We start from the raw sequence: 10010 nt of genomic DNA, 5'->3' as shown, positions 1-10010 counted from the left end.
CGCTGCGCGTGGTGATGGCGGCGCTGCGGCACCTGCCGCGCGCGGTGTTCCGGCGGCTGCCGGTCTGACCCCGCGAGCGGGTCAGCGGATGGGGACGGAGCCGCGCTCCACCCGCCCGGCCTGCGGGGGGACCACCGAGCCGCCGAAGGGGAACTCGCGGAGCTTGCGCCAGACGCCGTCGGCGCCCTGCTCGTAGAGAGCGAAGCCGGTGCAGGGCCACTCGGCCTCGTAGCCGGCGAGTTCCTCGAAGGCGCGGTCCATGGCCGCGTCGTCGATGCCGTGCGCCACGGTGACGTGCGGGTGGTACGGGAACTGCAGTTCGCGGGGGGCCGGTCCGGCGGGGTCGCGGACCTGCTGCTGGAGCAGCGTGCAGGCCTCCGCGCCCGCGACGACCCGGACGAACACCACCGGGGAGACGGGCCGGAAGGTGCCGGTGCCGGACAGCCGCATGGGGAACGCGCGGCCGGCCGCGGCGACCTCGGCCAGATGCGCCTCGACGGCCGGCAGGGAGGCCTCGTCGACCTCGGTCGGCGGCAGCAGGGTGACGTGCGTGGGGATGCCGTGAGCAGCGGCGTCGCCGAAGCCCGCGCGCAGCTGCTGGAGCTCGCTGCCGTGAGGCTCCGGGACCGCGATCGAGACACCGATCGTTACGGTCCCCACGTCGTCTCCTGTCCTGTCAGTGTGGCCGCTGATACGACCACCCGGTTATCGACTGTACGGCCACGACCGGGTTACGGGCAGGCGCAACCGGAGTGATGTACAGCGCTGTTCGGTGGTACGGCTCTGCGCGGGGGTGGCGTTCAGTGCTTGGCGGGCAGGAAGCCGACCTTGTCGTACGCCTGCGCGAGGGTCTCCGCGGCGACGGCGCGGGCCTTCTCGGCGCCCTTGGCGAGGATCGAGTCGAGCGTCTCGGGATCGTCCAGGTACTGCTGGGTGCGCTCCCGGAACGGCGTCACGAAGTCGACCATGACCTCGGCGAGGTCCGTCTTGAGCGCGCCGTACATCTTGCCGGTGTACTTCTCCTCCAGCTCGCCGATGCTCTCGCCGGTGAGGGTCGAGTAGATCGTCAGGAGGTTGCTGACGCCCGGCTTGTTCTCGGCGTCGTAGCGGATCACCGTGTCGGTGTCGGTGACGGCGCTCTTGACCTTCTTGGCCGTGGCCTTGGGCTCGTCGAGGAGGTTGATGAGGCCCTTCGGCGTGGACGCCGACTTGCTCATCTTGATCGACGGGTCCTGGAGGTCGTAGATCTTCGCCGTCTCCTTGAGGATGTACGGCTTCGGGAGGGTGAAGGTCTCGCCGAAACGGCCGTTGAAGCGCGTGGCGAGGTCACGGGTGAGCTCGATGTGCTGGCGCTGGTCCTCGCCGACCGGGACCTCGTGGGCCTGGTAGAGCAGGATGTCCGCGACCTGGAGGATCGGGTACGTGAACAGGCCGACCGAGGCGCGCTCGGCGCCCTGCTTGGCGGACTTGTCCTTGAACTGGGTCATCCGGCCGGCCTCGCCGAAGCCGGTGAGGCAGTTCATGATCCAGGCGAGCTGGGCGTGCTCGGGGACGTGGCTCTGCACGAAGAGCGTGCAGCGGTCCGGGTCGATACCCGCCGCGAGGAGCTGGGCCGCGGCCAGGCGTGTGTTCGCGCGCAGGTCCGCCGGGTCCTGCGGGATGGTGATCGCGTGCAGGTCGACGACCATGTAGAACGCGTCGTGAGTCTCCTGCAGCGCCACCCACTGGCGGACGGCGCCGAGGTAGTTGCCGAGGTGGAACGAGCCGGCGGTGGGCTGGATCCCGGAGAGCACGCGAGGTCGGTCAGAGGCCATGCTCACCATTCTCTCAGGTCCCGGGGGCCGATCCGGAACCGGCCGGAAACAGACGGGCTCCCGTTCGGCCCCGGCGCTGCAACAAGGGTGAGACACGGCAGGCGCCGCCCCCGGGCGGGCTCGGGGTGGGGCCGATGGGGAGGGGACTGAGACTGATGCGGGGACGGCGCGGGGTGGGCGGAGGGAAACTTCCCGCAGGTGCGGCTCACGGTGCTCCGGGGGCTGTCCGGGGTCGGTGGCTGGCCGAGCACGAACCGGCCGCCGGGCGGGGACGTGGCCGTCGAGCGGCAGGACCAGCTGCTGGTGGGCGAGGACGGCACGCCCTGGGTGCGCTCGGATCCCAGCCCCACCGTGGAGGACGACGACATCCGCCGGCACCGGGCGCCGCGGTCCGTCTTCGAGCGGTTCGACCTGGCCCGGCTGCTCGGTGACGCGGAGGGCGGGCCCGTCGCGAGCCCGGCCGCCGCCGCGCACCTGGACGGTCCGGTGCGGGGTGACGTCCGGTGGGCGGTGACGGCGGGGGCGCTGGGGCTCGCGGCCGGTGCGGGCGGCACACTGCTGATACGCCGCGCGGCGGCCCGGCGGGAAGCCGGACCGCCGCGGGAAAAGCCGCGTCAGGTGCTGATCGACCTGGACGAGTGACGGGCCGCAGATGCCAGACCCGCCCCCGACGAGTGACGGGCCGCAGATGCCAGACCCGCCCCCGAGGAGTGACGGGCGGTGGGCGTCAGCCCAGGTCGATCTCCGGGTAGAGCGGGAAACCGGCCACGAGGTCGGTGGCGCGCTGGGAGATCTCGTCCGCCACCTTCGCGTCGAGGACGTGGGACGCCTTGGAGGGGGCGCCCGACTTGGTCGTGCCCGGCTCCGCGGTGGTCAGGACGCGGTCGATGAGGCCGGCGACCTCGTCCATCTCGGCGGTGCCCAGGCCACGGGTGGTCAGGGCGGGGGTGCCGATGCGGATGCCGGAGGTGTACCAGGCCCCGTTCGGGTCGGCGGGGATGGCGTTGCGGTTGGTGACGATGCCCGAGTCGAGCAGGGCCGCCTCGGCCTGACGGCCGGTGAGGCCGTAGGAGGAGGCGACGTCGATCAGGTTCAGGTGGTTGTCCGTGCCACCCGTCACCAGCGTCGCGCCCCGGCGCATCAGGCCCTCGGCCAGCGCGCGGGAGTTGTCGACGATGCGCTGGGCGTAGTCGCGGAAGGACTCCTGGCGGGCCTCGGCGAGGGCCACGGCCTTGGCGGCCATGACGTGCGGGAGCGGGCCGCCGAGGACCATCGGGCAGCCGCGGTCGACCTGGTCCTTCAGCGAGTCGTCGCACAGGACCATGCCGCCGCGCGGGCCGCGCAGCGACTTGTGGGTGGTGGTCGTCACGATCTGGGCGTGCGGGACCGGGTCGAAGTCGCCGGTGAGGACCTTGCCCGCGACCAGGCCGGCGAAGTGCGCCATGTCGACCATGAGCGTCGCGCCGACCTCGTCGGCGATCTCCCGCATGATCCGGAAGTTCACCAGACGGGGGTAGGCCGAGTAGCCCGCGACGATGATCAGCGGCTTGAACTCGCGGGCGGAGGTGCGCAGCGCCTCGTAGTCGATGAGGCCCGTGGCCGGGTCCGTGCCGTAGGAGCGCTGGTCGAACATCTTGCCGGAGATGTTCGGGCGGAAGCCGTGGGTGAGGTGGCCGCCGGCGTCCAGGGACATGCCGAGCATGCGCTGGTTGCCGAAGGCACGGCGCAGCTCGGCCCAGTCGGCCTCGGAGAGGTCGTTGACCTGGCGGACGCCGGCCTTCTCCAGGGCGGGGACCTCGACGCGCTGGGCGAGGACCGACCAGAAGGCGACGAGGTTGGCGTCGATGCCGGAGTGCGGCTGGACGTAGGCGTGGCGGGCGCCGAACAGCTCCTTGGCGTGCTCGGCGGCGAGGGACTCGACGGTGTCGACGTTGCGGCAGCCGGCGTAGAAGCGGCGGCCGATGGTGCCCTCGGCGTACTTGTCGCTGAACCAGTTGCCCATGGTCAGGAGCGTGGCCGGGGAGGCGTAGTTCTCGGAGGCGATCAGCTTGAGCATCTCGCGCTGGTCGGCGACCTCCTGGCCGATGGCGTCCGCCACGCGGGGTTCGACGGCGCGGATCACGTCGAGGGCGGCGCGGTAGGCGGTGGAAGCGGGGGTGAGCTCTGCTGACATGGGGACCTCCGGACGTTGCGTTCGCGTTCACGGTACGGCCCAGGCGCACGGCTCTGTTCTGCTCGGGCCGCTCCCCGATGGTTCGTCCATCCCAGCGCGCCAGTCACGGCCCATTGATCAGGGTACCGGCTGGGTTCGGGGAGCGTCCGCCTGGTTGCTCTTCGTTGCCGAGTGCGGGTGGTCTGTGGTTGATCGCGCAGTTCCCCGCGCCCCCACAGGGACGTGGCCCTGAGCCCCGACTAGAGGATCACGTGGGGCAGGAATCTCGCGTACTCGTCCGTGATCAGGCCCGAGGACTCCCGGATGCCCAGGCCCGCCGACTCGTTCTCCACCACCCAGGCGCCCAGGACGACGCGGTTGCCGTCGAAGTCGGGGAGGGGGGCGAGCTGCTGGTAGCAGCAGGGCTCGTCGCGGACGGTGGGGGTGGATCCGGGGTCGTGGATGGTGACGCCCGCGCCCTCCCGGCCCAGCAGGGGCTTGGCCACCCAGCCCGTGGTGGACAGGTCGCGAGGGCCGTCCAGGTACGCGGGGAGGAGGTTCGGGTGGTCCGGGTACAGCTCCCAGAGGATCGCCAGGAGCGCCTTGTTGCTGAGGAGCATCTTCCAGGCCGGTTCTATCCACAGGGTGGAGCCCGTGCCGCCGCCGTTGTCGAGGGTGTCCAGGACGTGGTCGGCGAAGCGGTCGGTGGTGAGCCATTCCCAGGGGTAGAGCTTGAAGATGCTGCGGATGAAGCGGAGGCGGTTGTCGACGAAGCGGCCGGAGAGGCGGTCCCAGCCGATCTCCTCCATGGCGATCCAGTCGGTGGCCAGGCCGGCCTGTTCGGCGGTCTCCTTGAGGTAGGCGACCGTGATCATGTCCTCGCCGAGTTCGTCCGCCGAGGAGTACGCGAAGTAAAGGGGGCTGCCCGGCGGGAGGAGGGCGGCCTGCTTCTTCCAGGCGTCGATGAGGCGTTCGTGGAGGGAGTTCCACTGGTCGGCGCCGGGGAAGCGGTCCTCCATCCAGAACCACTGGGGGGACGCGGCCTCGACCAGGGAGGTGGGGGTGTCGGCGTTGTACTCCAGGAGCTTGGCCGGGCCGGTGCCGTCGTAGCGCAGGTCGAAGCGGCCGTAGACGGAGGGCAGTTCGGCGCGGCGGTGCCAGGCCTCGGCGACCGCCTGGGCGACGCGGGGGTCGGTGATGCCCAGGTCGGCGAAGCGGTCCTCGGTGACGATGTGGCCGGCCGCCGTCAGGCACATGCGGTGGAGGTCCTCGACCACCTCTTCGAGGGCCTCGATCTCCTCCAGGGAGAAGACGTAGTGCGCGCTCTCGTCCCAGTAGGGGCGCAGGGAGTCGTCGGGGTAGCGGGTCAGGGGGTAGATCAGGCCCTGTTCCTCGACGGTCTGCTGCCATCCGGCTCGGGGCTCGGCGGTCCTGCGTTCCATGGCCGTGTCCGCTCTCAGCCGCCGCCGCTGCCGCTGCCGGAGCCGGAGCAGCCGAAGCCGCCCCGGTCGACGGCCTCGCTGCGGCTGAAGGTGCCGTCCTCGGCGTAGCCGCCGCTGACGTCGGCGTCGTAGTACCAGTCGGCGTCGGCGACCCGCGTGTGGGTCTTCTTGCGGCCCTTGCCGGAGGAGGACGTGCCGGACGAGCAGTTCTTGTCGGCGACGATCTTGTAGCCGTTGATGTAGTCGTAGCTGTCCCGGTCCACGCAGCGACGGTCCGGGTCGGAGCCGCAGGCCGACAGGGCCGCCGCGAGGACGCCCATGCCGCCCAGCACGACCGTGCTCGAGCGCAGCCTTCGCCGTGTTTCAGCCATGTGCGTGTCTCCCCCGTGTCGCCCCGTTGTGCACTGACAGACGGTCAGCCTAGAGATCGGTGTGATCGGGCGCGCATGGCCCCCCGTCCACGGCCGCTCCCCTACTGTCGATTTGTGATCTTTGGAATGGTGTGTGCCCTCGGTGCGGCGGTCTGTTTCGGTACGGCGACGGTGTTGCAGGCGATCGCCGCGCGCTCGGCGGCGGCGACCGGGCCGGGCGGGGACGTGGCGCTGCTGTGGCGGGCGCTGCGGCAGTGGCGGTATCTGGCCGGGCTCGCGCTGGACGGGCTCGGTTTCGTGCTGCAGATCCTCGCGCTGCGGTCGGTGCCGATCTACGCCGTGGGGGCGGCGCTGGCCGCGAGCCTGGCGGTGACGGCCGTGGTCGCGGCGCGGCTGCTCAAGGTGCGGCTGAGCCGCGTCGAGTGGGCGGCGGTGGCGGTGGTGTGTGCCGGGCTCGCGCTGCTGGGGCTGGCGGCCGGGGCGGAGGGCGACGAGGAGGGGCCGGCGTGGCTGACGTGGGCGATGCTCGGGGCGGCGGCCGGGGTGCTGCTGCTCGGAGCGGCGGCCGGGCGGCTGCCGGAGCGGGGGCGGGCGCTGACGCTCGGGCTCGGGGCGGGGCTGGGGTTCGGGGTGGTGGAGGTGTCGGTGCGGCTCATCGACGGGTTCTCGCCCGGCGAGCTGTTCCCGAATCCGGCGACGTACGCGCTGCTGCTCGGTGGCGGGGCGGCGTTCCTGCTGCTGACCTCGGCCCTGCAGCGCGGGTCGGTGACCACGGCGACGGCCGGGCTGGTTCTCGGGGAGACGGTCGCGCCCGCGCTGATCGGTGTGGTGTGGCTCGGGGACCGGACGCGACCGGGGCTGGGGTGGCTGGCGATCCTCGGGTTCGCGGTGGCGGTGGCGGGGGCGCTGGCGCTGTCGCGGTTCGGGGAGGCACCGGTGGAGGCCAAGGAGGGGGAGGAGGGAGCCGTCGCGCCCCGGTGAGTGGCAGCGCTTTCCCGGCTGCCTGACTCCTTCACGGCGTACGGGCACCGCATGCTCGTCAACGTCCGCAGTCTCACCGCCGAGCGGGCGGGCAAGCTGCGCACGAAGAACACGGCGGTACCGATGCCTCCGGCGGTTCGGCGCCGGGCGGTGGTGCCGGAGTGCGAGACGGGGATCCGGCGTCCGACAGGGGTTCTTTTCGACGCCGGCGGCGTTCGTCGGTGGGCCCTGACCTGGACACCCTGGCCCGGGTGCGCCGCCGGGCCGCGGGCGAGGGCGCGGAGGAGGCGGTGCTGATCGCCCCCTCGGGCACGGTCCTGGAGTCGGCCACGTCCTTCGGGTCGCCAGCCCTCGGCGACGAGGTCGGCGTAGGCGTCGGCGACGGTGTTGCGGGCGATGCCCAGGTCGGCCGCGAGCGCGCGGGAGGAGGGCAGCCGGGTGCCGGGGGCCAGCCGGCCGGAGCGCACGGCCTCGCGCAGGGCGTCGGTCAGGCCCCGGCGCAGGCCCGGTCCGGTCGGCTCCACCAGCAGGTCGATGCCCAGAGTGGCCCATGATTCCGCCATGGAAAATGGACCATACTCCTGGGCTGCTTTCTTCGTAGGGTCGAGGGCATGACGACGCACACCGACGTGACGACGCCCCCGGCAAGCGCGGAGTACGCCCCCGAGCGGCCCGCCCGCCTGGAGTGGGCCAAGCACGCGCCCGAGGTCTACAAGGCGATGGTCCGGCTGGAGACGGCCGCCCGTAAGGGCCTGGACCACACGCTGTACGAGCTGGTGAAGATCCGCGCCTCCCAGGTCAACCACTGCGCGTTCTGCATCGACATGCACACCAAGGACGCCCTCGCGGCGGGTGAGAGCGTCGAGCGGATCGTGCAGCTCAGCGCCTGGGAGGAGTCGCGGCACTTCTACACCGCTAAGGAGCTCGCGGCGCTGGAGCTGACGGAGGCGGTGACGGTCCTGACGGACGGTTTCGTGCCGGACGAGGTCTACGACAACGCCGCGAAGCACTTCGAGGAGGCCGAGCTGGCGCAGGTCATCGCCGCGATCACGGTGATCAACGCCTGGAACCGGTTCGGGGTGACCTGCCGGATGGCGCCGGGGCACTACGAGCCCGGCCAGTACAAGTGACGACCCGGACCCGGCTGCTGGACCCGGCGGTCGGCCGGGCCATGTCGGCCGTCAGCGCCACGGCGAAGAAGGGGCTCGGCGACCCGGCCCTCGCCGAACTCGTCGTCATCCGCGCCTCCCAGCTCAATCACTGCGCGTTCTGCCTCGCCATGCATCTGGCGCTCGCGCGCGAGTACGGGGTGAGTGAGCGGCAGCTCGATCTGCTGGCCGCGTGGGAGGAGGCGCAGGACGTCTTCGACGAGCGGGAGCGGGCCGCGCTGGCGCTGACGGAGGCCGTCACGGTCCTCACGGAGGGGTTCGTGCCGGGCGAGGTCTACGAGCGGGCCGCCCAGCACTTCGACGAGACGCGGCTGGCCCATCTGATCGGGCTGGTCGTCGCCATCAACAACTGGAACCGGGTGATGGTGAGTCGCCGGATTCCGCCAGGGGGTTACACGCCATGACCAAGGCCGACGTGTTCCGGGCCCTGCACCGGGGCCGGGTGCCCGGTGATCCGCTCGTGCTGCCCGGGCCGTGGGACGCGGCCAGTGCGCGGGTGTTCGCCGAGGCCGGGTTCCCGGCGCTCGCCACGCCCAGCGCCGGGGTCGCCGCCTCGCTCGGGTACGAGGACGGGCAGGTCCCGGCCGACGAGATGTTCGCGGCGGTCGCCCGGATCGTCCGGGCCGTCGACGTGCCCGTGTCGGCGGACGTGGAGGGCGGTTACGGGCTCGCCCCGAAGGACCTCGTGGAGCGGCTGCTGGAGGTGGGGGCGGTCGGCTGCAACCTGGAGGACTCCGCGGACGGGGTGCTGAAGGACCCCCGCGCGCACGCCGCGTGGCTGGCCGAGGTGCGCGAGGCGGCCGGTGACCGGCTGTTCGTCAACGCGCGCATCGACACCTTCGCCTGCGGGGTCGACGACCCCGACCCGGCGATCGAGCGGGCCGCGCTGTACGTCGCCGCCGGGGCCGACTGCGTCTACCCGATCGGGGCCCCGCCGGAGATGCTGCCGCTGCTGCGGGCCGGGATCCAGGGGCCGGTCAACGTGGGGGCCCCGGCCGACGGTGGCCCCTCACCCGCCGAACTCGGCGCGCTCGGGGCCACCCGGATCACCTTCGGGCCGGGACTCCAGCGACGGGCCGCCCGGGCCCTGCGGGAGATCGCCGACCGGCTGGCGCGGTGAACGTCAGGACAGCCACTTCTTCCAGGTGGACTTGTGGCTGTCCACCCACTTCTTCGCCGCGTCCTCCGGCGTCATCTTCTTGTCGGCGATCATCAGGGAGACCTCGTTCTGGTCCTCGGTCGTCCACGTGAACTTCTTCAGGAAGGCCGCCGCCTTGCCGCCGTTCTTCGCGAAGTCCGCGTTGAGGTACTTCTGCAGCGGGGTGTGCGGATAGGCGCAGGCGACCTTCTCCGGGTCGGCGTCGCAACCCTCCTTGTACGGCGGCAGCTTCACCTCGGTCATCGGGACCTTCTCGAAGAGCCACTGCGGGGAGTACCAGTAGGTCAGGAAGGGCTTCTCCTCCTTGGCGAACTGCTTCATCTGCGTGATCTGCGCCGCCTCGGACCCGGCGAACACCACCTGGTAGTCCAGCTTCAGGTTCTTCACCAGCGCCTTGTCGTTGGTGACGTAGGACGGCGAACCGTCCATGAGCTGGCCCTTGCTGCCGCTCTCCGGGGTGCGGAACTGATCGGCGTACTTGTTGAGGTTCTTCCAGTTCGTGACGTCCGGGTGCTTCTTGGCGAAGTACGTCGGGACGAACCAGCCGATGTGGCCGGTGACGCCGAGTTCGCCGCCGGGCGCGATCGTCTTCTTGTCCTTGACGTACCGCTGTTCCTGCTCGGGGTGGCCCCAGTCCTCCAGGAGCGCGTCGACGCGGCCCTGGCTGAGGGCGTCCCAGGCGGGCACCTCGTCGACCTGGACGGTGTCGACGCGGTAGCCCAGCTCGTGCTCCAGGAGGTACTGGGCGACGGCCACGTTGGACTGGGCACCCACCCAGGACTGCACGGACAGGGTCACGGTCTTGGCGCCCTGCGCGCCCGCGAAGGGCGAGGCCTGCTTGGTCATGTCGGCCGCGCCGCAGCCGGTGAGCAGTGCCAGGGAGCTCGCCGCGGCGATCACGGCAGTCTTACGGACTCGCATG

General features: G+C 71.6%; 10 protein-coding genes, 2 pseudogenes and 1 riboswitch. Of the genes and pseudogenes, 5 read left to right on the top strand and 7 right to left on the bottom strand.

Annotated features, from left to right (window positions below; translation table 11 throughout):
- Window positions 1-81 precede the first annotated feature (81 nt).
- Entirely contained in the window at window positions 82-660 is a 579-nt protein-coding gene (locus HDC93_RS21415) for a 2'-5' RNA ligase family protein (RefSeq protein ID WP_185012484.1), read from the bottom strand.
- 140 nt (window positions 661-800) lie between these two features.
- Window positions 801-1814: a tryptophan--tRNA ligase gene (gene trpS / locus HDC93_RS21410; RefSeq protein ID WP_185012483.1), complete on the bottom strand. Its 1014-nt coding sequence runs from the start codon at window positions 1812-1814 to the stop codon at window positions 801-803.
- Window positions 1815-1988: 174 nt separating this feature from the next.
- Here trpS and HDC93_RS21405 point away from each other — a divergent pair.
- Window positions 1989-2456 (top strand): annotated as a pseudogene (locus tag HDC93_RS21405) (hypothetical protein); the annotation flags it as partial.
- 85 nt (window positions 2457-2541) lie between these two features.
- Here HDC93_RS21405 and HDC93_RS21400 read toward each other — a convergent pair.
- The 3 genes from HDC93_RS21400 to HDC93_RS21390 all read right to left on the bottom strand — a co-directional run bounded on the left by HDC93_RS21400 (window position 2542) and on the right by HDC93_RS21390 (window position 5779).
- Entirely contained in the window at window positions 2542-3987 is a 1446-nt protein-coding gene (locus HDC93_RS21400; RefSeq protein WP_185012481.1) for a glycine hydroxymethyltransferase, read from the bottom strand.
- 30 nt (window positions 3988-4017) lie between these two features.
- Window positions 4018-4104, bottom strand: a riboswitch (ZMP/ZTP riboswitch).
- A 122-nt stretch (window positions 4105-4226) separates the two neighbouring features.
- Window positions 4227-5408: a glutathionylspermidine synthase family protein gene (locus tag HDC93_RS21395; RefSeq protein ID WP_185012480.1), complete on the bottom strand. Its 1182-nt coding sequence runs from the start codon at window positions 5406-5408 to the stop codon at window positions 4227-4229.
- Window positions 5409-5422: 14 nt separating this feature from the next.
- A complete protein-coding gene (locus HDC93_RS21390; RefSeq protein WP_185012479.1) occupies window positions 5423-5779 on the bottom strand; it encodes a hypothetical protein in 357 nt (118 codons plus the stop codon).
- A gap of 126 nt (window positions 5780-5905) precedes the next feature.
- Here HDC93_RS21390 and HDC93_RS21385 point away from each other — a divergent pair, with 126 nt between their 5' ends.
- Window positions 5906-6760, top strand: a complete 855-nt coding sequence (locus HDC93_RS21385; protein ID WP_185012652.1) for a hypothetical protein — start codon at window positions 5906-5908, stop codon at window positions 6758-6760.
- Window positions 6761-7100: 340 nt separating this feature from the next.
- On the opposite strand, the pseudogene HDC93_RS21375 reads toward HDC93_RS21385, so the two are convergent.
- Window positions 7101-7323, bottom strand: a pseudogene (locus HDC93_RS21375) (GntR family transcriptional regulator); the annotation flags it as partial.
- A 48-nt stretch (window positions 7324-7371) separates the two neighbouring features.
- Here HDC93_RS21375 and HDC93_RS21370 point away from each other — a divergent pair.
- Genes HDC93_RS21370 through HDC93_RS21360 form a run of 3 tightly spaced genes read left to right on the top strand, consistent with a single transcriptional unit; the run spans window position 7372 to window position 9049 of the window.
- A complete protein-coding gene (locus HDC93_RS21370) occupies window positions 7372-7890 on the top strand; it encodes a carboxymuconolactone decarboxylase family protein (protein ID WP_185012478.1) in 519 nt (172 codons plus the stop codon).
- Window positions 7887-8333: a carboxymuconolactone decarboxylase family protein gene (locus tag HDC93_RS21365; protein ID WP_185012477.1), complete on the top strand. Its 447-nt coding sequence runs from the start codon at window positions 7887-7889 to the stop codon at window positions 8331-8333. The genes HDC93_RS21370 and HDC93_RS21365 overlap by 4 nt, the downstream gene beginning before the upstream one ends.
- Window positions 8330-9049, top strand: coding sequence for an isocitrate lyase/phosphoenolpyruvate mutase family protein (locus HDC93_RS21360; RefSeq protein ID WP_185012476.1), 720 nt, complete (start codon window positions 8330-8332; stop codon window positions 9047-9049). The genes HDC93_RS21365 and HDC93_RS21360 overlap by 4 nt, the downstream gene beginning before the upstream one ends.
- Window positions 9050-9052: 3 nt before the next feature.
- On the opposite strand, the gene HDC93_RS21355 is transcribed toward HDC93_RS21360, so the two are convergent.
- Entirely contained in the window at window positions 9053-10009 is a 957-nt protein-coding gene (locus HDC93_RS21355; RefSeq protein ID WP_185012475.1) for an ABC transporter substrate-binding protein, read from the bottom strand.
- Window position 10010 lies beyond the last annotated feature (1 nt).

It is taken from the genome of Streptomyces sp. AK010, from assembly GCF_014207295.1.
GTDB classification, from domain to species: Bacteria; Actinomycetota; Actinomycetes; order Streptomycetales; family Streptomycetaceae; genus Streptomyces; species Streptomyces massasporeus.
This window is presented reverse-complemented; position numbering and strand designations above follow the sequence as displayed.

Excerpts from the sequence above, each read along its gene's own strand:
- HDC93_RS21390 (WP_185012479.1), bottom strand. The coding sequence starts at position 5,779 with ATGGCTGAAACACGGCGAAGGCTGCGCTCGAGCACGGTCGTGCTGGGC.
- HDC93_RS21385 (WP_185012652.1), top strand. The coding sequence starts at position 5,906 with ATGGTGTGTGCCCTCGGTGCGGCGGTCTGTTTCGGTACGGCGACGGTG.
- trpS (WP_185012483.1), bottom strand. The coding sequence starts at position 1,814 with ATGGCCTCTGACCGACCTCGCGTGCTCTCCGGGATCCAGCCCACCGCC.
- HDC93_RS21400 (WP_185012481.1), bottom strand. The coding sequence starts at position 3,987 with ATGTCAGCAGAGCTCACCCCCGCTTCCACCGCCTACCGCGCCGCCCTC.
- HDC93_RS21355 (WP_185012475.1), bottom strand. The coding sequence starts at position 10,009 with ATGCGAGTCCGTAAGACTGCCGTGATCGCCGCGGCGAGCTCCCTGGCA.
- HDC93_RS21395 (WP_185012480.1), bottom strand. The coding sequence starts at position 5,408 with ATGGAACGCAGGACCGCCGAGCCCCGAGCCGGATGGCAGCAGACCGTC.
- HDC93_RS21360 (WP_185012476.1), top strand. The coding sequence starts at position 8,330 with ATGACCAAGGCCGACGTGTTCCGGGCCCTGCACCGGGGCCGGGTGCCC.
- HDC93_RS21370 (WP_185012478.1), top strand. The coding sequence starts at position 7,372 with ATGACGACGCACACCGACGTGACGACGCCCCCGGCAAGCGCGGAGTAC.